Genomic DNA, 22382 nt, shown 5'->3' with positions numbered 1-22382 from the left:
CTCCTTCGCCGCGCGACTTCGGGAGATACCGGCATGAACATCCTCTCGATCCAATCCCACGTCGCCTTCGGCCACGTGGGCAACGCCTCCGCGGTGTTTCCGATGCAGCGCCTCGGCGTCGAGGTCTGGCCGATCCACACGGTGCAGTTCTCCAACCACACCGGCTACGGCGCCTGGCGCGGACGGGTCTTCGACGGTCCGGCGATCGAGGACCTCGTGGCCGGCATCGCCGAGCGCGGCGTGCTCGGGACCTGCGACGGGGTGCTCTCGGGCTACATGGGCTCGGCCGATATCGGCACCGCCATCGTGCGGGCGGTGGCCTCGGTGCGGGCGCTCAACCCGCAGGCCCTCTACGCCTGCGACCCCGTGATGGGCGACACCGACCGCGGCATCTACGTGCGGCCCGGCATCCCCGAATTCATGCGCGATCAGGCGGTGCCGGCGGCCGACATCGTCACCCCGAACCAGTTCGAGCTGAACCACCTCTCGGGCCTGCCCACCGGCACCCTCGCGCAGGCCAAGCGCGCGGTGGCCTCGGTCCAGGCGCTGGGGCCCCGCGTGGTCCTCGTGACCTCGCTGATCACCGACGACACGCCGGACGACGCCATCGACCTCCTGGCGGGAGAGGGCGGCCATGTCTGGCGCCTGCGCACCCCGCGCCTCCATCTCGACGTGAACGGCGCGGGCGATGCCATCGCGGCCCTGTTTCTGGTGCACTACGCCCGGACGCGCTCGGCCGCCCTGGCGCTCGGCATGGCCGGGGCCTCGATCTACGGCCTCCTGCGCCGCACGGCCGAGGCGGGCTCGCGCGAGATCCTCACGGTGGCGGCGCAGGACGAGTTCGTCACGCCGAGCGAGACGTTCCCGGTCGACACCGTCTAAGGTCGACGCTCCTGAAGCCCGGAGACCCTGCGATGCCACGCCGCTTCGTGACCCTCGACGTGTTCACCGACACCGCGCTGACCGGCAATCCCCTCGCGGTCGTGCTCGATGCCGAGGGTCTCGACACCGCCGCGATGCAGGCCCTCGCCGCCGAGTTCAACCTCTCCGAGACGGTGTTCCTGCTCCCGCCCGAGGCGCCCCGGCACCGCGCCCGGATGCGCATCTTCACGCCCGCCTCCGAATTGCCCTTCGCCGGGCATCCCACCCTCGGCACCGCGATCCTGCTCGCCCTGCGCGACCAGCGGGCGGGCCTCGCCGACGCGGTGGCCTTCGGGCTCGAGGCCGCGCTGGGGACGCTCGCCTGCGTCGTCGAGCCCGGGGAGGGGCGCGGCACCGGGCGCTTCAAGATGCCGGTGCTGCCGGAATATCTGGGGGCGGGGCCCGAGGCGGATTCCATCGCGGCCGCCCTGGGCCTGGAGCCGGGCGAGATCGGATTCGGCCGGCACGCCCCGAGCCGGCACCGGGCCGGGCCCGCCTTCCTGTTCGTGCCCCTCGCCAGCCGGGCGGCCCTCGAGCGGGCCCGCGTGGTGCCGGCCGCCCTCGACGACCTCGGCACGCCGGCCGCGCTCTACTGCTACACCCTCGATCCCGAGGCGGTCGGCCACCGCTACCAGGCCCGGATGTTTGCCCCCCATCTCGGCGTGCCGGAGGACCCCGCGACCGGGTCGGCGGCGGCGGCCTTCGCCGGGGTGATGATGCAGTTCGAGCCCCTCGGCGACGGCGAGCACGACATCGTCCTGCACCAGGGCGTCGCCATGGGCCGGCCGAGCACGATCGGGGTCCAGCTCGTGATCGAGGCCGGCGCCCTGCGCTCGGTGGAGATCAGCGGGGCGGCGGTCCTGGTGAGCGAAGGCACGCTGCTTGTCTGACGGCTTCACGCTGACGCCGCTCCGGCGGATCGAGGCCCGGCTGGTGGCGTCCGACTGGGCCTGGGCCCGCGACGAGGCCGGGACGATCGCCGAGATCTGGGCGCGCCGGCGCGCCGAGCGGCCGGACCTGTTCGACGGGCGGGTGCTCCTCGCCCGCGACTGCCGCATCGACGGATCGACCTGCCTCATCGACCTGTTCGAGGTGGCATATTCCCAGTTCCTCGCCTTCCGCCTCGCCGGCTCCCCGGACCCGGCGGTGAGCAACGCCTTCGCGGCGGTGGTGCCCTGGAGCGCCGACGGCGCGGCCCTCCTCGGCATCATGGGCGATCACACCGCCAATGCAGGGCAGGTCTACTTCGCCTGCGGCACCCCGGACCGGGCCGACATCCGCGATGGCGGCCGCGTCGACCTCGCCGGCAGCGCCGCGCGTGAACTCCTGGAGGAGACGGGCCTCGCCCTCGCCGTCGACGCGCCGGAGGCGTGGGTCCTGGTCTCGGGCCAGAGCCAGCACGCCTTCCTGCGCCCGGTGCGCTTCGCCGAGACCGCCGCGGTGCTGCACGCCCGGATGGAGGCGCATCGCCGGGGCGAGACCGCGCCGGAACTCGCGGGCTTCACCGTCGTGCGCGGACCGGACGACCTCGATGCCGCCCGGATGCCCGGCTTCGTGCGCGCCTATCTCGCCCGGGCCTTCGCGGGCGACGAAAGCCTTTTCCAGCGCGGTGGATGCCGGCTCGCGTGAAGGAGATGCGCTAGCGGTAGCCGTAGCGCGCCTTGGCCGCGCCCAGGAGGCCGAGGGCTTCGCGCTCGCGCCCGCCCGCGCAGGCGTCGGCGGCATGGCGCAGGTCGGCGCTGAATCGCTCGCCCACCGGCGGGTTCAGGTTGCCGGTGGCGACGTCGCTGTCGACCACCGCCTGGGTGCGGGCGATGGCCGGGCCGCAGCCATTGCCCTGGGGTAGGGGAGCGGCGACCGCGGGCGCCGCGGCGACGGCGGGCGCGGGCGGCGCCGAGGCGGTCGGCTTGCAGGCGCCGAGCAGGGCGGCGGAGAGAAGGACGGCGACGGCGAGGCTGACCCGGGACACGGCGGCTCCTGACTGTACCCGTGCCGGGAAACGGCACAGCTTGATCCGGGGCGGTTTTGCGCCGAGCGCTCCGGCCGGTCAATCGGGTGCGCGGCGGAACGGACGTGAGGGGAGGGCGGCCCGGGAAGAGCCGCCCACGATCTTGGTCCGCGTGACCTTGGTCTGTCGAATTGCGGTCTGTTTACTTGGACTTGTCGGTCACTTGGGCCTGTCGGTTACTTAGACTTGTCGGCGATGGCCTTCAGGCCGGAATCGTAGATGCCCGAGACCGCGTCGATGGCCACGGCGTCCGGGGCGCCCTTCGCCTTGAAGTTGCCGGTCCAGTTCACCGTCGAGCCCGAGCCCTTCGGCACCACCGAGATCGTCGAGGAGTAGTCGCTCACCGGCAGCGGGCCGGAGACGATGGCGTAGGTGTAGGACATCGCCTTGTCGTCGCGCTTCGTCTGCGATTCCACGATGGTGCCGCCGCCCTTGAGGCTCAGGGTCCGCAGGGTCTTGCCGCCGTCCTGCGACAGCACGCACTTCTCGATGGCCGGATGCCACTGGCCGATTCCGCAGAAGTCTCCGATCGTCGCCCAGACCTTGGCCGGGGGCGCGGCGACATCGATGGTCTTGGCGGCATCGAGCGCCAGAGCCGGCGCCGTTCCGGCGAGCACGGCGAGGGCGGGCAGGGCGAGGGTGCGCGAGAGCGTCCGCGACATGATGGGGGTTCCTTCCAGATTTTTTCTTGCGTGGACGGACTGATTGCGCCGCCGAATCGTATTCGATCCACCTGCGAAGCTAGGCGGCGCGGCCTCGACGGCAATGCGTCCGGCCGAAACGATCGCGCATTCCGTCAAGACCTTGTGGGCAACCAGGCCCGGTGGTCGGCTTCGTCCCCGTCCCGTGGCTGGGCACGGGGCGGGGCCGCCGGGGCGAACCTTGTCAAGCCGGCCCTCAGCGGCTAGGTACACCGCCGTCGCAAGGGTTCGCGCGCCGCCGCGGTGCGCCCCTGCCCCTCGGGAGAGACGAGCCTTGGCCAGCGCCGGCTCCACGCGCAGCACCACCGACGCCGCCTTCGCGGCCGCCCGGTCGCGCGCGTCTCTTGCCGCCCTGCTGCTCCTTATCCGCCCCTGAGGGCCGTCCGGGCGCGTGCGCCTGGGCTCTCAGGGGAGCGCAATTCGCGAAGGCCCGCGCCGGCATTGCGGCGCTCGGCCCGGACCCCTTCGATCTTCAGGGCGCCGCGTCCCTCCCCGGACCGCGCCGCGACAGGACATCCGTCATGACCACTTCCCCGACCCCGGCGCCCGAAGCCCGCGGACAGGACCGCCCCAAGGACCGCGTCCTCATCTTCGACACCACCCTGCGCGACGGCGAGCAGTGCCCCGGTGCCACCATGACCCTCGACGAGAAGCTCGCGGTCGCCGAACTCCTCGACACGATGGGCGTGGACATCATCGAGGCGGGCTTCCCCATCGCCTCGCACGGCGATTTCGAGGCGGTCTCGGAGATCGCCCGCCGGGCCAAGCGCGCGACCATCGCGGGCCTCGCCCGCGCGATCCCCGCCGACATCGCCCGGGCCGGCGAGGCGGTGCGGCAGGCCAGGCGCGGGCGCATCCACACCTTCGTCTCGACCTCGCCGATCCACCTCGCGCATCAGATGCGCAAGTCCGAGGACGAGGTGGTGGAAATCATCCTCAAGACCGTGGCCCAGGCCCGCGACCTCGTCGAGGACGTGGAGTGGTCGGCCATGGACGCGACCCGCACGCCGATCGACTACCTCTGCCGCTGCGTCGAGGCGGCGATCCGCTCTGGCGCCACCACCATCAACCTGCCCGACACCGTGGGCTACGCCACGCCGGACGAGTACCGCCGGATGTTCCAGGATGTCCGCAACCGGGTGCCGAACGCCGACCGGGCGATCTTCTCGGTGCATTGCCACGACGATCTCGGGCTCGCCATCGCCAACTCCCTGGCGGGGGTCGAGGGCGGCGCCCGTCAGGTCGAGTGCACCATCAACGGCATCGGCGAGCGCGCCGGCAACGCCGCCCTGGAGGAGATCGTCATGGCGATTCGTACCCGCGGCGACGTCATGCCCTACGAGACCGGCATCGAGAGCACCATGCTCACCCGCGCCTCGAAGCTCGTCAGCCACGCCACGAACTTCCCCGTGCAGTACAACAAGGCCATCGTCGGTCGGAACGCCTTCGCGCACGAGAGCGGCATCCACCAGGACGGCATGCTCAAGCACACCGAGACCTACGAGATCATGACCCCGGCCTCGGTCGGGGTCGCCAAGACCTCGCTCGTGATGGGCAAGCATTCGGGCCGGGCCGCCTTCCGCTCGAAGCTGGACGAACTCGGCCTCGTGCTGAGCGACAACCAGCTGCAGGACGTGTTCGAGCGCTTCAAGGCGCTCGCCGACCGCAAGAAGCACGTCTACGACGAGGATATCGAGGCGCTGGTCGACGAGAACCTCGCCACGGCGCACCACCGCATCCGCCTGGTCTCGCTGTCGGTGATCGCCGGCACCCGCGGCCCGCAGCGGGCGACGCTGAAGCTCGACATCGAGGGCCGGGTCGTCACCGAGGAGGCCGACGGCAACGGCCCCGTGGACGCAGTCTTCAACGCGATCCAGGCCCTGGTGCCGCACGCGGCCGATCTCGAACTCTACCAGGTCCATGCGGTGACCGAGGGCACGGACGCCCAGGCCGAGGTCTCGGTGCGCCTGAAGAGCGGCGAGCGCAGCGTCACCGCCCGCGGCGCCGACCCCGACACCCTGGTCGCCTCGGCCCGCGCCTACCTCTCGGCCCTCAACAAGCTCGAAGCCTGGGCCGTGCGGCTGCACGCTCAGAGCCCGGCCTCGGTTTAGCCGAGAAAATAACGCCCCGGGGGTGGACACCCCCCGGGCCGTTTGCTATCAGCCCCCTCGTCGCGGCGGACTTGGTGGGCCGCAGCGACCGCCGCAAGGCGTTGGGTGCATAGCTCAGTTGGTAGAGCAGCTGACTCTTAATCAGCGGGTCCAAGGTTCGAACCCTTGTGCACCCACCAATCCTTTCAAGCGACCGAAGCTCTGGACAAATGTCCGGAGCTTTTGTGTTTTCAGGCCCGTCCCCATGCCGCCCGCGCGCCGACGAGACGGGACTGATCGGCGGGCGGCGCGACCTTTGTCGGCATCCGCCTGATCGCGCGACCCCGAGCCGTCGTCCGGTGCGATCCCGGCCTCCGGCAGCCTCCGGGGCGATCCGTCCTCGTCCGATCTCCGGCCGGCTGACAGGCCGCGCCCTCGCGCATGGCCCCCACGCCGCCCACGCTTGCGAGGTTCGCCTGTGATCAGGTCCGGACGGATCGCCCGCGCCCGGGAGCAGTCCGCGCATCTCGACCTCACGGAGGTGGAGGCGGTGGTGAACGCCGTCCTGACGCGGATCGGCGATGCCCTGGCGGCGGACGACCGGGTCGAATTGCGGGGCCTCGGGGTGTTCTCGGCCGTGGGGCGCCGGCCGACGCTCCAGGGCATGCCGCGCCCCAGGACCGGCGACCTCCTGCCCCATCGCCCTCCGGAACGACCGCCGGCGGGCCGGAGCGCGTCGCCGTGACCGCCGGCCCGGTGCCCTTCGGTGCGGGCCGATCCATAGGCGCGGCGGGCCGGAGCGTTTACACTGCCACCAGGGCCGGCCCGGCCGAGGATCGTTCTTTGACTGTGAACACGGCATCGTCTCCACGCCCCCGCCACGGATCCCGGTCCGGCCTTCGATCCCTCCTCCGCCTCGTTTCCCTGTCACTGCCCTTGTCACTGCCCTTGGGCCTGGCCCTCGGGCTGCCGGCCGCGGCACGGCCCTTCACCGATGCCGCCGGCCGGACCGTCGAGGTGCCCGAGCGCCCGGCCCGCATCCTGGCGGCCGGGCCGCCGGCCTCCGTCCTGCTCTACACCCTGGCGCCGGACCGGATGATCGGCTGGATTCGCAGCCCGACCCCGGAGGAGAAACCCTACCTCGCCCCCGCGGCCCGGGACCTGCCGGCCACGGGGCGGCTGACCGGGCGCGGCGGGACCGCCAATGTCGAGGCGGTCCTCGGGCTGCGGCCCGACCTCATCGTCGATGTCGGCAGCACCGCGCCGACCTACGTCTCGCTGGCCGACCGGGTCCAGGCCCAGACCGGCATTCCCTACGTGCTCCTCGACGGGCATTTCGAGCGGACAGCGGAGAGCTACCGGCGCCTCGGCGCCCTCCTCGGCACGGAGGCGGCCGCCGCCGAGCTCGCGGGCGCGGCGGACGCCGCGGTGGCGGAGGTGGCGCGGGTGATCGCCAGGGTGCCGGACGAGCGGCGCCCCCGCGTCTACTACGCCCGCGGGCCGAAGGGGCTCGAGACCGGCCTCGGCGGGTCGATCAACGTCGAACTCCTCGGCGTGGTCGGCGCCCGCAACGTCGCGGCCGCGGCCGGGTCCGGCGGCATCGCCACCGTCTCGCCGGAGCAGGTGCTGGCCTGGGACCCGGACGTGATCCTCACCCAGGATGCGGGCTTCCGGCGCGGCATCGCCGAGGACCCGCTCTGGTCCGGCCTCCGGGCCGTGCGGGCGGGGCGGGTGTATCAGGTGCCGGCGTTGCCCTTCGGCTGGTTCGATGCCCCGCCCGGCGCCAATCGCCTGATCGGCGTCCGCTGGCTGGCGCAGGTGCTCTATCCGGACCTGTTCCCGACCGGCCTGGAGGCGGCGACGCGGGACTTCTACCGGCACTTCTATCATGTCGAGCTCGATGACGGGCAGGTGGCGGCGCTCCTCGCGGGTGCGGCGGCCGGTCCGAAGCCGTGACGCCCGAGACCGAGGCCCTCGCCCTGGCGGAGGATGCGCGCCGCCGGCCCTGGGCGCGGATCTGGCCCGTCCTGCTGCCGGGGCTGGGGCTCCTCGCCCTGGTGGTGCTGGCGCTGGCCACCGGGCGCTTCGCCGTTCCGCTCGGCGACGTGGTCGAGATCCTCGGTGCCCGGCTCCTCGGCCTGCCCGCACGGGCCGACCCTGCGATGCAGACCGTCATCCTCCAGGTCCGCCTGCCGCGCGTCCTCGCCGCCCTGGTGGTGGGGGCGAGCCTCGCGGCGGCCGGGGCGACCTACCAGGGCCTGTTCCGCAACCCCCTGGTCTCGCCGGACATCCTCGGGGTCTCGGCCGGCGCGAGCCTCGGCGCCGTCCTCGGCATCTTCCTGTCCCTGCCGGTGGCGGCGATCCAGGGCCTGGCCTTCGCCGGCGGCCTCGGCGCGGTCGCGGCCGTCTACGCCGTCGGCGCGGCGGTGCGCCGGCAGGATCCGGTGCTGACGCTGGTGCTGGCCGGCGTCGCGATCGGGGCGGTGCTCGGCTCGGCGATCTCGCTCCTGAAGGTGCTCGCCGACCCCTACAACCAGCTGCCCGCCATCACCTACTGGCTCCTCGGCAGCCTCGCCTCGACGACCCTCGCGGATCTCGGCGCGATCCTGCCGGCGATCGGCCTCGGCCTCGTGCCCCTGGTGCTCCTGCGCTGGCGCATGAACCTGATGAGCCTCGGCGAGGAGGAGGCCCGCGCCCTCGGGGTCGAGACCCGCCTCCTGCGCCCTGTCCTCATCGCCGCCGCCACCCTGGTCACCGCCGCCTCGGTCTCGGTGACGGGGGTGATCGGCTGGATCGGCCTTCTGGTGCCCCACGTGGCCCGGCTCCTCGTGGGCCCGGACTTCCGGCGCCTGCTGCCGGCCTCCCTCGTCCTCGGCGCCGGCTACCTCCTCGCCGTCGACCTCGTGGCCCGCACCATCGCCCCCATCGAGGTGCCCCTCGGCATCCTGACCGCGCTCATCGGCGCGCCCTTCTTCCTCTGGCTCCTCGCCAGCGGCCGGCGGGGCTGGGCCTGATGCTCAGCGTCGAGAACCTCGCCTTCGGCTACGGACGCCGTCCCGTCGGCACCGGCCTCGACTTCACCGTGGAGCCCGGCGAGGTGCTGTGCCTGCTGGGGCCGAACGGCGGCGGCAAGACCACGCTGTTCAAGACGCTGCTGGGCCTGCTGCCGCCCCTCGGCGGACGCATCCGCCTCGACGGGGCCGAGATCGCGCGCTGGTCCCGGCGCCGGCTGGCGGCGAGCCTCGGCTACGTACCCCAGGCGCAGGGCGCGTTCTTCCCGTTCCGGGTGCGCGACGTGGTGCTGATGGGGCGGGCGAGCCGGCTCGGCACTTTCGCGAGCCCCGGCCCGGCCGATCGGGCGATGGCGGAGCGGGTGCTCGCGACCCTCGAGATCGGGCATCTCGCGGAGCGGGCCTATACCGAGATCAGCGGCGGCGAGCGCCAGATGGTGCTGATCGCCCGGGCGCTGGCCGGCGAGCCGCGGATCGTCGTGATGGACGAGCCCACCGCGAGCCTCGACTTCGGCAACCAGGCCCGGGTGCTCGGCCAGATCCGGCGCCTGTCGCGGGCCGGCATCGCGGTCATCCTCTCGACCCACGACCCCGATCACGCCTTCCTCTGCGCCGACCGGGTGGCGCTGCTGCACGAGGGCCGCCTCCTCGCCCTCGGCACGCCCGCCGCCACCATCACGCCCGCGACCCTGGCGCGGATCTACGGCGTCGCCGTCGCGGTGGTGCCCCTGCCGGGCCACGCCCACGCGGTCTGCGCGCCGATCCTGCCGGATTAGCAGGCTGTCGAAGTGACCCTGACCCATCAAACCGGTCCGCGCTGAGCGTAAGTAAGGTTTTCGGCACCCTGAACCCTGAAGGCGGGCGGATGCCATGCCTCGCGAACGCGTCACGCACGAACAGATCGCCTTCGCCCTGCGACCGGCCTCACGCTCCAGACGGCGGCTCGAGGCGATCTGGTCGAGGTAGCCGTAGCGGTAGAGCTTCAGCAGTGTCGCGGGATGATAACCGGGCCGACCCGTCGCCGCCGGGATCACACCGGCAAAACCAAGGGCCGCAAGATCGCGTTCATCGAAGGACAGGTCGACGACACGAGCCGGACCGGCAGCCGCGTGACGTGATGCCGATCCGCTCCTCCAACAACCGCGTCAGACGAGCCTCCACCGTTACGCAGGGACGACCAGAACCACAGCGTTTTCACACAGCCTCGGTGGGGAACAGACTTTGGCTCTTTGCCTGCGAGCGGACGTTCCGCATCCGACCCAAACTCACCAAATCAGACCATCCGCGTCGCTTATAACAGTGGACGTTCCGCCACTGATTCTCGATCAATATGGAAGGGAAAATACAGACGGAACGCGATCAAATTCTGGTTAAAGGCGTAAGGCTCTTGGAAATCTTATTGAATAAAACTGTCAACGCCACGTTATAAACCTGATTTAGCGTCTAATCAATTCTCACGCGCAAGCAGGAAGCAGGGTTGAGACATCACGCGGTGCGTTTCGACTTCAGCCAAGAGCTTGCCATCCGCTGGGCTACTCAGAAGCGCCCGATGCCGGCACACCGCACCCACTTGTGATGCAAACATACGGACGGTGACGTCATCACCGACTTCGATGTTCGCGTGGAACCGAGCTTGACGCCCTCGGGTCGAGAAAAGGCCTGCCCGCTTGCCGATGAAATGCCATTCGGCTCGATCCACCGCGGCGATGAAGCTGCTGAAATACAGCAGGCCAGCCCCGTTGAAGTCCAAATGTGGGCACATCGTGATATCTGTCGTACCGAGCGCGCGCTCATCGACGCACGTATCGTGAGCCAACGTCTCATGACAACGAGACGTGGGCTGCGCTGGCATGGTCTCCAGGGACGGTTCCGCGCTTCCCGCACCCGCGATTCTCACACGGGTGATGGATCGGTTCACGCCCGCGGCCTCGCGCCTGACGAACACGGATGTCATCTCCACATCCGCGATCAACCGGTCCCGACACGCGGCGACATGGCGACTGACGACCCGAGTCTCCGAGAGGTGCGTCAGCGTCGAGCGTACATCCAGGCTGTCGTTCTCCCGAACGCCGCCAAGGTCGCCACCATGCAGCGAGATGTTTCGGAAGGCGGCGTAGATGGGCTGGTCGCCCATGGAACCGAACCCGGTCGCCGCCCTGCCATAGGCCTTGGCGATCAAGTTCCAGTGACGATGGCCCAACTCCTTCCAGAGCCAGTTCTCCGAAAGGCCGTTGGGGCAGAGGTGCGGCATGCCCAGGACGTAGCCGGAAGCGTCCGAGAGGGGCGAGCCAGCACCGGCCAACCGCATGTGTAAACTCATCGACCGACTCCGTTGCGGAGGGCGGGACCGGGTGGCGGTAGCTGTTGAGACTGAACCACCCGGCCCCTATCGAAGCGGGGTCCTTGGGAAGGATTTTCACTTCGATTGCAGACGCGGCAACCTCGCCTCACGTGTGGGCGATCCGGGCCGCGGATCTCAGGATCAATACTTGCGGACGAGACTGACCGGAATCGGGTCTGCAGCCTTCGGCGCGCTGTAGAGCGGGGCGATGAGACGGATGAAGCCGTCCGTGGATTCGGTGCCACGGGTCCGGACCGCGACGTCGCGGGCGACCATCAGCTGCGCCGTGAAGGGCCCGAAATCATAGCCGATCAGGCCGCCGACCGCGAAGCGCCCGGCCCGGGTGTAGCCCTGCGCGGTGGCTCGCGCGAAGTCGCCGCCGCCGAGCGGCAGGTCCGTCACCCCGTAGGCGACCGCACCGACCTCGAACTTGCCGAATTTCTTGGTCGCCGTGAGGTCGAGCAGGAGGGCGTCCGCGAGGTAGAGCGGTCCGATGGCCCGCCCGATGGCACCCTCGAACCGGCCGGGGGAGTCGTAGAAGTTGTGGGTCAGGTTGGCCGTGATGTTCCAGCCGTCGTTGGTGTAGCTGGCGGCGAAGCCCTGGCGGTAGGTGTTCGAGGAGAACTGCGTCAGCCCGCGGCCGGCATCGAGATCGTTCAGGTGAACCGCCGCGAGGTAGCTGACGCCGAAGCCGTTGCCCAGATCCCAGGCGAAGATCGACCCGATGAGTGTACCGACGTTGACCGAGAAGTCGCGGTTCGGGACGCCCGCCGGATTGTTCGGGAACCCGAACACCGTGGGCTGGGCGAGTATTGGCTGGACGTTGGCACCGAACAGCTTGAAGCCCGTCGACCAGACCAGGAGCGGCACGTTGATCGCGGTATCCGTCGAGAACCGCGCGTCGTTCCGGCGATAGATGAAAGTATCGATGGCGTAGATGCCCTCGGGAAGCGGCGCGCCGGCGGCGAGACCGACCTGCTCGCCCGGGATGGTGGTGGCTTGCGCGAACGAGGCGGTCGCACTCAGGGTGATTGCAGCGAACGCCCCCGCCGCGGCCGCGAACTTCTTCAACATCATCAATCCCCTTCTCGGATCTTCATTGGGCAGCCGCCCTCGTCCGCCGAGAAGCATCGGCGTCGGCGACGTAGCGACAATTTTGAATATTTATCTTGATTGACTGGATCTGCACACAATTTGTATGTATATCCATCAATGCTTATATTCTAAGACTAAAGTATGCCGAGTCTACCGAATTTCGCTTTGTCAATGCTTGTCGTCATGTCTTGTTGCATGAACGGCACAGGCTCTACAGTGTCTGGACGGTCCCTTGGGGCTTTGGGGGCATACGAGCTCGGAGACGTTTTCGCGGAGACGCCGCCGGGTGACATCCCGGCGACCGCAGAGGCCAGCCTCAGACCGCGAACTTCAAGGCGAACCGCTCGGCCCTCAGACGCTTCTCGATGACCTGCACGAGATAGTCCGCATCGCGGCCGACGGCGCCGAAGCGGCCGGAGCCCCAGGTGTTCAACCACGGCAGTCCGATGAAGGAGACGCCGGGCTCGTTCGTGACGCCCCGCCTGTGCTTGGGGCTGCCCGCGCCGTTGAACACGGAGGCATCGAGCCAGCGGAAGTCCGGCGAGAAGCCGATGCACCAGATCACCGAGGTGATGCCGGAGCCGTCGAGGGCGAGGCTGGTGACCGGCTCGTCCGGCTCCCAGACCGGGGTGTAGTGCTCCTGCGCCGGGGCCTCGATGCCCTTCTCGGCGATGTACTTGTCGATGGCGGCGTTGATGCCGTTGTAGGTCCGGTCCGCTTGGTCGAGGGAACTCTTGAGGTCGTCGCGGAAGCGCAGTCTGCCGTCCCGGTAGTCCTCCATCAGGCCGTAGAGCTTCATGCCCTCGGTGGCGAAGCGGCGCAGGTCGATGTCGCGTCCGCCGTCACGGCCTGTCACGTAGTGGTTGGTGTTGTCGCGGACGCCGTCTCGGAGCGGATGGTTGTCGACGGTCATCTCATAGTAGCCCATGTCGGCGAGCCAGGTGACGACGTCGCGACCGCGGTAGAACCGGGCGCAGCGGGGCGCATCCCCGACGGCCAGATGCACCTTGCGCCCCGCGAGGTGCAGGTCCTCGGCGATCTGCGCGCCGGACTGGCCGGAACCGACCACCAGGACCTCGCCCTCGGGCAATTGGTCGGCGTTCCGATACTGGTTCGAGTGGATCTGCGCGATCGAGTCCGGCAGCTTCTCGGCCATCCGCGGGATGATCGGCGTGTGGTAGCCGCCGGATGCCACGACGATCTCGTCGGCGGTGTAGTCGCCCTCGGAGGTCTGAACCGAGAAGATGCCGTCTTCCCGCCGCGCGACGCGGGTGACCGAGACCCCCTCGCGGATCGGCGGGTCCACCTTGGCGACGAAGGCCTTCAGGTAGGCGACGATCTCGTCCTTGCGCATGAATCCGTCCGGGTCCGGCCCGTCATAGGGATGGCCGGGCAGGTCGCACTGCCAGTTCGGCGTGACGAGGCAGAACGTGTCCCAGCGCTGCGTCGACCAGGTGTGGGCGGCGGTATGCTTCTCGAAGACGAGGTGGGCGATGCCGCGCTGCTTGAGGTGGTAGCTGACCGAGAGGCCGGCCTGGCCGCCGCCGACGACGGCAACGGACACGTGACGGGAGGGGGACGTCATGGCTCTCACTCCGTGAGTTTGCAGCAAGGGGGGTGCCGGTTCAGGGCTCGAAGGTCTCGACCGTGACCCGGCCATCGGAGGGCTGGAGCTTCGCGGCGGCCTCGATCCGGGCGAGCTGGTCCAGGGCGGAGGAGCAGGCGAAGCCGTACTTCTCGCGCACCCGCTCGCTGGCGATGTTGAGGGCGGTTCGGGTCTTCTCGACGAACTCGTCGACGGCGTAGCTCTCGCCCGGCGTGAGGAAGTCCTTCACGACGAGGGAGGGCGAGTAGCAGGCCTCGCGCCGACCGTCGGGCCAGCGGACGTGAAAATGCATCTCAGGCATGGGTTGGCTCCTGTCTCAGGCGGGCGCAGCCCGCGTAGGCGTCGCGGTGACGCTCCGCGCAGGCCTGCCAGGAATGGGCGGCGGCGCGCGCGAAGCCCGTCCCCCTCAGTCGGTCGCGCGTCTCCGGCACCAGGGCGGTTGCCATGGCTCGGGCGATGTCGTCGGGGTCGGCCGGATCGACGAAGAGGGCGTCGCCGGGCGTGAGGTATTCGGTGAAGGGCGGCCGGTCGGAGACGATGGCCGGGACGCCGCAGGCCATGGCCTCCAGCACGCACAGGCCGAACCCTTCCTTCAAGGAAGGAAAGGCCAGCATGTCGGCGACCCGGTAGAGGGCCGGCATGTCGGCCTGCGGGACCGGACCGGTCTCGATCACGGGACCGGTCGAGCCCGCCGCGAGGCCATGAACGGTCAGGGCCGCTTGGCACCGCGCGCGGTAGGAGGCGTGGTCGAGGAGCGAGGCGCCGCCGGCAATGACGAGCTGGGCTCCGGGATGGCGCTCACGCAGGCGCGCGAACGCCTCGATGATGCCGAGGGTGTTCTTGCGCGCCTCGAAGCCGCCGACGCTCAGGACGATGGGGCCGGTGCCCAACCCCCAGCGCTCCCGAACCACGGCCTCCCGTAGGTCGGGCGTGGGCCGGTAGGCAGCCGTGTCGACGCCGTTGCCGACGACCTCCGGCGTCGCACCGAAATCCGACCGGACGCGGTCGGTCCAGCCATGGCTGACGCAGAGGAGGTGTCGAGCCTCCTGGATCGAGCGGTCCTGCCAATCCGCAAGCTGCGGTTCGGCGAAGGAGTCCAGGTGATGGACGGTGCGAACGAAACCCGGAATCAGGCGCCGGTGCTTCAGGGTCGCGAGGGCGTTGCCGCCGATGCCGTCATGGGCATGGAAGACGTCGAAGTCGCAGGCCGCCGGCGATCCGAAGTGGACGAGGTAGTCGTTGATGCGCGTCCGCACGAGATCGACCGTGTTGCCGGCGACGGGGCGGGCGGCGACGGAGACCGTCGGGCAGGCGGCATCTCGAAAAAAGCCGCGGCCGGACGGGTCGGGGGCGTGGACCACCGCCTCATGGCCGAGCCCGCACAGGGCCTCGGCGAGGGAAAGGCAATGGGCGACGCCGCCGCGCGGGTTGGTGGAATGCGTCAGGAGGGCGATGCGCAGGCCGGTCATGATGCCGGTCCCCCATCATCCTGGCCGCAGCCGATCAGCGGGCCGGCCACGAAGTCCCAGACCACGGCTTCGTCGCCCCCGGCATCCCGGATGCGGGCGACCCGGCTCGCGTCGATGACTCCGATCCTGGCGGCCGCAATGCCCCGCTCGGCGAAGCGCGCGAGGACGGCCGGGGTGCGGTCGGGGCGGACGCTCAGGAGGTAGCCGAAGCTCGGGAAGGCGTGGAGCCAGCGCGCCATCGGAACGTCGTCGGGGCGCGGGATCGCATCGACGTCGATGACGGCGCCGACGTTCGAGCATTCGAGCAGCATCAGCGCCGTGCCGACGACGCCCGCCATGCTGATGTCCTTGGCGGCGCGGCAGAGACCGTCCTCGGCGAGCCCCGGCAGCAGGGCGAGGTCGCCGCGCAGGCGTTCGCCCGGCGACCCGGTCGAGGCGTCCCAGTACGGGTGCGGCTCGCGAAAACGGCCGCGCAGGTCGATGGCGGCGATGAGGTCGTCGCCGGGCGCAGCATCGAAGCTCGTCAGGAGGCGGGGGCCTGCCCGGCCGAGCACGGCCACCGCGAGGTTCCCGGTCTCCGAACGCGTGTTCGTGTGGCCGCCGACGACCGGTACGCCGTAGAGCGAGGCGGCGTCGGACAGGCCGGCCAGGATCGGGTCCGCCGATGCGGCGTCCCGGCTCCACAAGGCGTCGACGACCGCGAGCGGGCGACCGCCCATGGCCGCCACGTCGCTGAGGTTGACCATGATCCCGCAATAGCCGGCGAAGTACGGATCGGCGGTCACGAAGCTGTCGATGAAGCCTTCGATGGCGAGGAGCAGGTGACCGTCGCCGTCGGGGATCGCGGCGCAATCGTCGCCCACCGGCACCGCGGCATGCCGGTCCCCCAGTCCGAGGCGCGTGACGACGGCATCGATGTCGCGCTTATGGACGACGCCACGGGCATCCCGGATCTGGCCTGCCAGGGTCTTGAGGTCGACGGCCGCGGTCATCACGCGGCCCTGCGGAACGTGACGAGCCCGTGCTCGGGGTCGTGCATCGGCGGGTAGGCGGCGAGGTCCGCCTGCATCAGGTGATGGAGGCGGCCATGGAGCTCCACCGCGTCGAGGCTCGCCCAGTGCAGGGCCTGGAACAACGGCACGTTCCGGTCCTGCACGTGCGCCAGGAAGCGCGTGCACCCCCGTGAATGGGCCGACGAGACCGCGACCTGGATGAGTCCGGCACCGAGGGCCGCCGTGCCGCGGAAGGTTTTGGCGACGGCGAGGCGCGAGCCCCACCATTCGCCGGGCCGTTCCGCCACTTCATGGATGCGCACGGTGCCGACGACGGCATCGGCGTCCCCGGCCAGTGTCGAGAGGGCGCAGATCGGGATCGCGTGCTCATCGATGGCGTCGCGGTCGTCATCCGCGAAGATGCCTTGCTCCGTGCAGAACACCTGCCGGCGCAGGGCCGCGCAGGCGCGCCGCTCCCAGGGCGAGGTGGCGAACTTCACCCGGAAGTGGCTCGGCCGGTAGGGCGCGACGGGTTCGAGGATCATGCCGCCGCCCCCGCGCGCTCGTAGGTGGAGAGGGCCGAGCAGGCGCCGCAGCGACCACAACCGGCCTTGATGTCGGTCGAGCGCAGGTTCGCCCGTCCCAGCATCTCGGAGAGGGGCTGCAGGATCGCGTGCATGAAATCCGGCGACGGGGCCGGGTGGCTTTCCAAGGGGGTTCCGGAGATCGGTACGAAGGGCACGACGAACGGATAGACGCCCATCCCGACCAGGCGCTCGGCCATGGCGAGGATCGCCTCCGGCGCGTCGCCGAGGCCGGCGAGGATGTAGGTCGAGACCTGGCCATGCCCGAAGACCGGAACCGCGGCTGCGAAGGCGTCGTAGTAGCGCTCCAGCGGCACGCTGGCCTTGCCCGGCATGATCCGGGCCCGGACCTCGGGGGTGACGGCCTCCAGGTGCATGCCCAGGGCGTCGATGCCCGACGCCTTCATGCGCTCGAACCAGTGGTCGTCGTCCGGCGGCTCGCATTGGGCCTGGATCGGAAGATCGACCGCCGCCTTCACCGCGAAGGCGCTCTCGCAGAGGATCGCGGCACCGCGGTCGGTGGCGTTCGGTGTCCCCGTGGTCATCACCATGTGCTTGACGCCATCGAGGAGGACGGCGGCGCGGGCGACCTCGGCAAGCTGCTCGGGGGTCTTGCGCGCCACGGTGCGGCCGGCCGAGAGCGACTGCCCGATGGAGCAGAACTGGCAGGTCTTCGTTCGGCTCTGGTAGCGGATGCAGGTCTGCAGCACGGTGGTCGCGAGCACGTCGCGTCCGTGCAGCACGGCGATCTTCGAGTAGGGGACCCCGTCGAAGGTCGATAGGGCGTAGAAGCGCGGCTTGCCCGGGAAGGTCACCCGCCCGATCACCGCGCCCTCGTGCTCGATCACCGAGACCCCGTCCGGGTCCGGTCGACGCACCAGGAACGGTGACTCGAACGCGGTCTCGGTATGGACCGGCACCATCACGGTGCGGCCCGCGATGGTCATCGCCTTGTGGTCGGAGGGGCCGGCACCGCCGCGGCGGCTCGGCGCCCCGGCGCGGCTGTCGGCGAGCCTAACGCCGTAGGACTGCAACGCGTTGATCAGGCGCTCCGTCGGCATTCCGACCAGGCCCGCCATGTCCGGCGGAAGCGAGGGAAGGCTCGTCGGAAGCGGGAAACTGCCCATGGTCGAGGCTCCGGGATTGATGTTGCGAATGGATGGGCTGGTGCACGAACGAGGCCGGGCGGTCGTCGTGGAGGAGGCTGAGGAGTTCGGGACGGGCGTAATGGCCGACCGAGTCCATCATCCGCTTGCGCTTCGTCACCAGCGCGAGGTCCATGTCGGCGATGAGGATGCCCTCGCCGGGGCCGAGCGGATCGGCGAGGTGCCGGCCCTCGGGCGAGACGATGGCGGTGCAGTTGCCGCCGCGGCAGGCGCCGCGCAGGCGCTCCTCCGGGCAGACCTGCGCCACCTGCTCGTCGGTGAGCCAGCCGGTGGCGTTGACGACGAAGCAGGCCGCCTCCAGGGCGTGATGGCGGATCGTCACCTCCATCTGGTCGGCGAAGATCTGGCCGACCAGGGAGCCCGGGAACTGGGAGGCGTGGATCTCCTCGTGCCGGGCCATCAGGGCGTAGCGGGCGAGCGGGTTGTAGTGCTCCCAGCAGGCCAGCGCCCCGACGCGCCCGACCGCGGTCTCGACCACCGTCAGACCGGCACCGTCGCCCTGACCCCAGATCATGCGCTCGTGGTAGGTGGGCGTGATCTTGCGCCGCTTCAGCGCCAGGGTGCCATCGGCGTCGAACACGAGCTGCGCGTTGTAGAGCGAGCCGTGGTCGCGCTCGTTGACCCCGAGCACGATGACGGCGCCGTGCCGGCGGGCGGCGGCCGAAACGGCGTCCGTGACGGGGCCCGGCACCGTCACGGCCCGCTCGTAGAGGCGCAGGTGCTCCGCGCCCTGCAGGGCGGGCGGCAACACGAAGGAGAAGTACGGGTAGTACGGCACGAAGGTCTCGGGGAAGACCATGAAGCGGGCGCCCTTGGCGGCGGCCTCGTCGATGGCGTTGAGCACCCGTTCGAGCGTGCCCTCGGGCCGGTCGAGGTCCGGTGCGATCTGGACGGCGGCGGCCCGCACGATCCGGTTCTCAGACATGAATGATCCTCCGGCGGTGGCGGGGGGGGGGGGGGGGGGGGGGGTGCGCGGCCCCCGGGTGCGACGTCCCGGTCGATGGGCCGAGCGCCCGTTCAGACGGTCCAGGTGTCGATGATCACCGCGTTGTCGCGCTTGTGCAGGAGGATGCAGTCGAGGACGTCGAGGGGGTTGATCATGCGGATGCCCTCGATGAAGGCGGCCTCGCCGTGGCCGTAGAGCGCCTGGGTCGAGAACCGGCAGGCATAGACCTTGCCGCCCTCGGCCATGAATTTTTCGAGCTGGTTGTTGAAGTTGAGATGGCCCGGAAACGCCTCGTCGCCGAGCCGCGGGAAGCCGCGCTGGACGCCGAGGGTGATGCCGGGACCGTAGAGCAGGATCGAGGTGTCGAAGCCCTTGCGCTGCAGGCGGGTGGCCTGGAGCAGGTTCACGAGGCCGATGGAGCCCTCGAAGGCGACGGTGTGGAAGGTGACGAGGGCTTTCTGGCCGGGCTCGGCCTTCACGTCCTCGAAGACCTTCTCCTCGTAGTCGACCAGAAAGTCGCCCTTCTTGTGGGGTTCGCGATTCACTGCGGGCATGGATTTCACTCCGTGATGGGTCGGGCCACGTCAGCCGAAGCCTCCGGTGGTCACCTCCCCCCATGGCAAGCGACGTGCCAACGAAGGCCGATCAATGGAGCCATCAATGGCCGTAAGTTGAATGCATACAAAGTTACATTCAATCATCGGCCTACCGCGGTTTTGGATGACTATCTTGCACTGATAGTTCGAGCGGCATCTGCACAACATCGCATCACACCATGCATAGTTTGATCGCATAAGCTGATCGTATTGTATGTATTGGAATTCGTGGATGCGTGGTGTCCCGACACGGCATGGAGCTTGCTACCCATACAATCAGATATTGATCGTATCTTGGTGGCGTGCTCGGAGAACGGATGACCTCAGAAGCGCGAGACGGGCGACCGACGCCCTCGGATGTCGTGAGCGGGATGTGGACCCCCGACCTGAAGCGCTGGGGCAAGCCGCATTACCTCGCCATCGCGGAGGCGCTCTCGGAGGACATCCGGACGGGGCGCCTGCCGGCGGGCACCCGCCTGCCGACCCAGAGGGCCCTGGCCGAAACCCTCGCTCTCAACTTCACCACGGTGTCCCGCGGCTATGCCGAGGCCCACAAGCGCGGCCTGATCGAGGGACGCGTCGGCCAGGGCACCTTCGTGGTCGATCCGGGCCCTGCGGGTCGCCCGGCGGGCCCGGCCGCCGGGCGGGTCGGGCCCGTCGACTTCACCATGAACCTGCCCCCCGAGCCCGATGCCCCGGCCCTGCGGGCGCGGATGCAGGCCTCCTTCGCCGAACTCTCCGGCGACCTCTCCAACCTGCTGCGCTATCAGGGCTTCGGCGGAACGGACGAGGATAAGGAAGCTGCCCTGCGCTGGCTGAGGGGGCGGGGTATCGTCACGCCGCGGGAGCGGTTGCTCATCTGCCCTGGCGCCCACAGCGCCCTGTTCAGCGTCCTGGGCCAGATCGCCTGCCCGGGTGACGCGATCTGCGCCGAGCGGATCACCTATCCGGGCATCCGCTCGCTGACGGCGCATCTGGGGCTGCGCCTCGTCGACCTGCCCATGGACCGGCACGGCGTCGACCCCGACGCCTTCGCCGCCGCCTGCACCCGGGTCGCCCCGAAGGCGATCTACCTGAACCCGCTCCTGCAGAACCCGACCACCACGACCCTGTCCCGGACGCGGCGCGAGGCCATCATCGCGGTCGCGCGCCGGTATGCCGTCACCATCATCGAAGATGACGCCTACGCGCATATCTGCCCGGCGCCGCCCCCGAGCTTCGCCGAACTCGCCCCCGAGATCACCTACTACGTGGCCGGACTCGCCAAGTGCCTGGGCGCCGGCCTGCGCCTCGCCTTCCTGGTGGCTCCGAGCGCCCGCTCCGCGCTCCCACTCGGCGGAGCTCTGCGGGCCGCGACCGTGATGGCCTCGCCGATCTCGACCACGCTCGCCACACGCTGGATCATGGACGGCACGGCGGACGCCATCGTGCAGTTCGTGCGCGCGGAATCCGCCGCGCGCCAGCGCATCGCGACCGCGTTGCTTCCGGCCGAGACCTACACGGCGGACCCGCACGGCTTCCACGCCTGGATCGCCTTGCCGGAGGGATGGACCCGCTCGGCCTTCGCCAGCCAGGGGCGTTCCGCCGGGCTCGGCGTCGTCGCCAGCGACCCGTTCTGCGTGGCCGGAACGCCGCCCGAGGCCGTGCGCCTCTGCCTCGGAGGCCCCTCGACCCGCCAGCAGATCACGCAGGGATTGGAGATGCTGGCGCACGCGCTCGAAGGCTCGCCGGCCCTGGCCTCGACCTACATCTGAGGCGGCCCTCCCGATGGGGCCTGCTCCCCGGACGCTTCGCTCCACGACACGTTCGGCCGGAATTCCATTCCATGCGGGCCCACTTCGGCGCCGCGCCCGCTTCCAGGGCCGCCCTCACGCGGCGGCTCGGGGCGCCGGCTAGGCCGACAGGAGGATGGGCCTAACCAGAATGCGCGTTTGACGACGTCTCGCCGTGCTCCTTAGCTTGCTCCGGGTTCTCAGATCGAGGAAGCACCCGTGATCCTGCCCCTCGTCTCCGTGCTGATGTTCGCTCTCGCAGGCACGTCCGCGGCCGCTGAGATCGTCGTCGAGCAGTCCATGATCACCAACGGCGAGTTGCGGGTCGCCGGGCGCCTCAATCCACCGCGCTCGACGGAGGTGACGCTCGACGACAAGGGCAAGGTTTCGTCCGATGCGACGGGACGCTTCGCGTTCCGCCTTGCCTATCACCCGGCCGACTGCATCGTGACGCTCCGATCCGGCACCGAAAGCCGCCAATCCGTGATCGGCTTCTGCGGGCAGCGCGGTCCCGAGGGACAGGCGGCGCGACCGGACCCGCAGGCGCCCGCGATCACGAATGCCGCCAACATGGCGAGGTCCGCCCCCGTCGTTCCGCCGGGAGCCCAGCAGGTCGGTCCCCGGGGACCCCAGGGCATCGCGGGGGCCCAGGGACCCGAAGGCCCGCAGGGCCAGAGGGGCGACAAGGGCGAGGCCGGCGCCAAGGGCGACGCGGGCGAGCGCGGCGAGAAGGGGGCTCCGGGGCCGCCCGGCCCGGCGGGTCCCATCGGACCTGTCGGCGCGCAGGGACCGGCGGGGCAGGACGGCAAGCCCGGGCCGGTCGGCTCCCCCTTGCGGGTCCAGATGGAGACCTGCGAGGCGGGCACCCGCTGCCGGGCATCCTGCAACGCCGACGAGTTCGCCGTCAGCGGCACGTGCAGCCGCGGCGAGCGTCCCGTGATGGACGAGGCGAACATCTACTGCTTCTCCGTCGAGGCCGTCCCCGTCAAAGCCAGGGCCATCTGCGCCAAGCCGTGAGGCATCCTCGGGCGACCGGCGGCGGGTGATCCCGCGAGACACAGGGGGCGGGCCCGGGTCTCCGGCG

The 22382-nt window shown here is 70.2% G+C and carries 22 protein-coding genes, 1 tRNA gene and 1 pseudogene; 11 read left to right on the top strand and 13 right to left on the bottom strand.

The features are described 5' to 3' along the window. Positions 1-33: 33 nt before the first annotated feature. From pdxY to AC3WLN_RS06600, 3 genes are read left to right on the top strand one after another with little or no spacing between them, the layout of a single operon-like run. A complete protein-coding gene (gene pdxY, locus AC3WLN_RS06610; protein WP_492480257.1) occupies positions 34-882 on the top strand; it encodes a pyridoxal kinase PdxY in 849 nt (282 codons plus the stop codon). A gap of 32 nt (positions 883-914) precedes the next feature. Beyond that, positions 915-1811: a PhzF family phenazine biosynthesis protein gene (locus AC3WLN_RS06605; RefSeq protein WP_492480256.1), complete on the top strand. Its 897-nt coding sequence runs from the start codon at positions 915-917 to the stop codon at positions 1809-1811. Continuing rightward, the gene (locus tag AC3WLN_RS06600) at positions 1804-2550 is read left to right on the top strand and encodes an NUDIX hydrolase (protein ID WP_492480255.1); all 747 of its coding nucleotides are present in this window, start codon (positions 1804-1806) and stop codon (positions 2548-2550) included. The genes AC3WLN_RS06605 and AC3WLN_RS06600 overlap by 8 nt, the downstream gene beginning before the upstream one ends. A 10-nt stretch (positions 2551-2560) precedes the next feature. On the opposite strand, the gene AC3WLN_RS06595 is transcribed toward AC3WLN_RS06600, so the two are convergent. Further along, positions 2561-2890: a hypothetical protein gene (locus tag AC3WLN_RS06595; protein WP_492480254.1), complete on the bottom strand. Its 330-nt coding sequence runs from the start codon at positions 2888-2890 to the stop codon at positions 2561-2563. Positions 2891-3105: 215 nt separating this feature from the next. Beyond that, positions 3106-3591 carry an SRPBCC family protein gene (locus AC3WLN_RS06590; protein ID WP_492480253.1) on the bottom strand — a complete coding sequence of 162 codons (486 nt, stop codon included), beginning with the start codon at positions 3589-3591 and terminating at the stop codon, positions 3106-3108. A gap of 560 nt (positions 3592-4151) precedes the next feature. Between AC3WLN_RS06590 and AC3WLN_RS06585 the strand changes: the two genes are divergently transcribed. The 6 genes from AC3WLN_RS06585 (at position 4152) to AC3WLN_RS06560 (ending at position 9507) form a co-directional block, all read left to right on the top strand. Continuing rightward, complete coding sequence (locus AC3WLN_RS06585) at positions 4152-5741, top strand: 2-isopropylmalate synthase (RefSeq protein WP_492480252.1); 1590 nt, start codon at positions 4152-4154, stop codon at positions 5739-5741. Positions 5742-5844: 103 nt separating this feature from the next. Beyond that, positions 5845-5920 (top strand) — tRNA-Lys (locus AC3WLN_RS06580). 278 nt (positions 5921-6198) lie between these two features. Next, positions 6199-6465 (top strand): HU family DNA-binding protein, encoded by a 267-nt coding sequence (locus AC3WLN_RS06575; RefSeq protein WP_492480251.1) that lies wholly within the window; start codon positions 6199-6201, stop codon positions 6463-6465. A 191-nt stretch (positions 6466-6656) separates the two neighbouring features. Then, positions 6657-7676 carry an iron ABC transporter substrate-binding protein gene (locus AC3WLN_RS06570; protein WP_492480250.1) on the top strand — a complete coding sequence of 340 codons (1020 nt, stop codon included), beginning with the start codon at positions 6657-6659 and terminating at the stop codon, positions 7674-7676. A gap of 59 nt (positions 7677-7735) precedes the next feature. Beyond that, positions 7736-8734, top strand: coding sequence for a FecCD family ABC transporter permease (locus AC3WLN_RS06565; RefSeq protein ID WP_492480280.1), 999 nt, complete (start codon positions 7736-7738; stop codon positions 8732-8734). Then, positions 8731-9507, top strand: coding sequence for an ABC transporter ATP-binding protein (locus AC3WLN_RS06560; protein ID WP_492480279.1), 777 nt, complete (start codon positions 8731-8733; stop codon positions 9505-9507). Before AC3WLN_RS06565 ends, AC3WLN_RS06560 begins: the two co-directional genes overlap by 4 nt. Positions 9508-9636: 129 nt before the next feature. Here AC3WLN_RS06560 and AC3WLN_RS06555 read toward each other — a convergent pair. From AC3WLN_RS06555 to AC3WLN_RS06505, 11 genes and pseudogenes are all read right to left on the bottom strand, one after another. Further along, positions 9637-9828, bottom strand: a pseudogene (locus AC3WLN_RS06555) (transposase); the annotation flags it as partial. A 350-nt stretch (positions 9829-10178) separates the two neighbouring features. After that, positions 10179-11051 (bottom strand): Pnap_2097 family protein, encoded by an 873-nt coding sequence (locus tag AC3WLN_RS06550; RefSeq protein WP_492480249.1) that lies wholly within the window; start codon positions 11049-11051, stop codon positions 10179-10181. A 162-nt stretch (positions 11052-11213) separates the two neighbouring features. Further along, entirely contained in the window at positions 11214-12146 is a 933-nt protein-coding gene (locus tag AC3WLN_RS06545; protein WP_492480278.1) for a transporter, read from the bottom strand. 337 nt (positions 12147-12483) lie between these two features. Continuing rightward, the gene (locus AC3WLN_RS06540) at positions 12484-13752 is read right to left on the bottom strand and encodes an MSMEG_0569 family flavin-dependent oxidoreductase (protein WP_492480248.1); all 1269 of its coding nucleotides are present in this window, start codon (positions 13750-13752) and stop codon (positions 12484-12486) included. A gap of 40 nt (positions 13753-13792) precedes the next feature. After that, entirely contained in the window at positions 13793-14074 is a 282-nt protein-coding gene (locus tag AC3WLN_RS06535) for an MSMEG_0570 family nitrogen starvation response protein (protein WP_492480247.1), read from the bottom strand. Beyond that, positions 14067-15242 (bottom strand): MSMEG_0565 family glycosyltransferase, encoded by a 1176-nt coding sequence (locus AC3WLN_RS06530; protein WP_492480246.1) that lies wholly within the window; start codon positions 15240-15242, stop codon positions 14067-14069. Before AC3WLN_RS06530 ends, AC3WLN_RS06535 begins: the two co-directional genes overlap by 8 nt. Beyond that, positions 15239-16234, bottom strand: a complete 996-nt coding sequence (locus tag AC3WLN_RS06525) for a sll0787 family AIR synthase-like protein (RefSeq protein WP_492480245.1) — start codon at positions 16232-16234, stop codon at positions 15239-15241. The genes AC3WLN_RS06530 and AC3WLN_RS06525 overlap by 4 nt, the downstream gene beginning before the upstream one ends. Next, on the bottom strand, positions 16234-16779 hold the full coding sequence (locus AC3WLN_RS06520) for an MSMEG_0567/Sll0786 family nitrogen starvation N-acetyltransferase (protein WP_492480244.1): 546 nt from the start codon (positions 16777-16779) through the stop codon (positions 16234-16236). The genes AC3WLN_RS06525 and AC3WLN_RS06520 overlap by 1 nt, the downstream gene beginning before the upstream one ends. After that, positions 16776-17879, bottom strand: coding sequence for an MSMEG_0568 family radical SAM protein (locus tag AC3WLN_RS06515; RefSeq protein ID WP_492480243.1), 1104 nt, complete (start codon positions 17877-17879; stop codon positions 16776-16778). The genes AC3WLN_RS06520 and AC3WLN_RS06515 overlap by 4 nt, the downstream gene beginning before the upstream one ends. Beyond that, entirely contained in the window at positions 17833-18909 is a 1077-nt protein-coding gene (locus AC3WLN_RS06510) for a Nit6803 family nitrilase (protein WP_492480242.1), read from the bottom strand. The genes AC3WLN_RS06515 and AC3WLN_RS06510 overlap by 47 nt, the downstream gene beginning before the upstream one ends. A 92-nt stretch (positions 18910-19001) precedes the next feature. Further along, on the bottom strand, positions 19002-19484 hold the full coding sequence (locus AC3WLN_RS06505; RefSeq protein ID WP_012452016.1) for an MSMEG_0572/Sll0783 family nitrogen starvation response protein: 483 nt from the start codon (positions 19482-19484) through the stop codon (positions 19002-19004). 359 nt (positions 19485-19843) lie between these two features. Between AC3WLN_RS06505 and AC3WLN_RS06500 the strand changes: the two genes are divergently transcribed. Further along, positions 19844-21280 (top strand): aminotransferase-like domain-containing protein, encoded by a 1437-nt coding sequence (locus tag AC3WLN_RS06500; RefSeq protein WP_492480241.1) that lies wholly within the window; start codon positions 19844-19846, stop codon positions 21278-21280. Positions 21281-21517: 237 nt separating this feature from the next. Beyond that, positions 21518-22315: a hypothetical protein gene (locus AC3WLN_RS06495; RefSeq protein WP_492480240.1), complete on the top strand. Its 798-nt coding sequence runs from the start codon at positions 21518-21520 to the stop codon at positions 22313-22315. The last annotated feature ends 67 nt before the right edge of the window (positions 22316-22382 follow it).

This window comes from Methylobacterium sp. FW306-05-D (genome assembly GCF_058782155.1).
The sequence above is the reverse complement of the archived record's forward strand: the minus strand, read 5'-3'. Positions and strand labels throughout refer to the sequence as shown.

Excerpts from the sequence above, each read along its gene's own strand:
- AC3WLN_RS06520 (WP_492480244.1), bottom strand. The coding sequence starts at position 16,779 with ATGATCCTCGAACCCGTCGCGCCCTACCGGCCGAGCCACTTCCGGGTG.
- AC3WLN_RS06605 (WP_492480256.1), top strand. The coding sequence starts at position 915 with ATGCCACGCCGCTTCGTGACCCTCGACGTGTTCACCGACACCGCGCTG.
- AC3WLN_RS06515 (WP_492480243.1), bottom strand. The coding sequence starts at position 17,879 with ATGCCGACGGAGCGCCTGATCAACGCGTTGCAGTCCTACGGCGTTAGG.
- pdxY (WP_492480257.1), top strand. The coding sequence starts at position 34 with ATGAACATCCTCTCGATCCAATCCCACGTCGCCTTCGGCCACGTGGGC.
- AC3WLN_RS06590 (WP_492480253.1), bottom strand. The coding sequence starts at position 3,591 with ATGTCGCGGACGCTCTCGCGCACCCTCGCCCTGCCCGCCCTCGCCGTG.
- AC3WLN_RS06550 (WP_492480249.1), bottom strand. The coding sequence starts at position 11,051 with ATGAGTTTACACATGCGGTTGGCCGGTGCTGGCTCGCCCCTCTCGGAC.
- AC3WLN_RS06540 (WP_492480248.1), bottom strand. The coding sequence starts at position 13,752 with ATGACGTCCCCCTCCCGTCACGTGTCCGTTGCCGTCGTCGGCGGCGGC.
- AC3WLN_RS06510 (WP_492480242.1), bottom strand. The coding sequence starts at position 18,909 with ATGTCTGAGAACCGGATCGTGCGGGCCGCCGCCGTCCAGATCGCACCG.
- AC3WLN_RS06530 (WP_492480246.1), bottom strand. The coding sequence starts at position 15,242 with ATGACCGGCCTGCGCATCGCCCTCCTGACGCATTCCACCAACCCGCGC.
- AC3WLN_RS06500 (WP_492480241.1), top strand. The coding sequence starts at position 19,844 with ATGACCTCAGAAGCGCGAGACGGGCGACCGACGCCCTCGGATGTCGTG.
- AC3WLN_RS06525 (WP_492480245.1), bottom strand. The coding sequence starts at position 16,234 with ATGACCGCGGCCGTCGACCTCAAGACCCTGGCAGGCCAGATCCGGGAT.
- AC3WLN_RS06535 (WP_492480247.1), bottom strand. The coding sequence starts at position 14,074 with ATGCCTGAGATGCATTTTCACGTCCGCTGGCCCGACGGTCGGCGCGAG.
- AC3WLN_RS06585 (WP_492480252.1), top strand. The coding sequence starts at position 4,152 with ATGACCACTTCCCCGACCCCGGCGCCCGAAGCCCGCGGACAGGACCGC.
- AC3WLN_RS06545 (WP_492480278.1), bottom strand. The coding sequence starts at position 12,146 with ATGTTGAAGAAGTTCGCGGCCGCGGCGGGGGCGTTCGCTGCAATCACC.
- AC3WLN_RS06505 (WP_012452016.1), bottom strand. The coding sequence starts at position 19,484 with ATGCCCGCAGTGAATCGCGAACCCCACAAGAAGGGCGACTTTCTGGTC.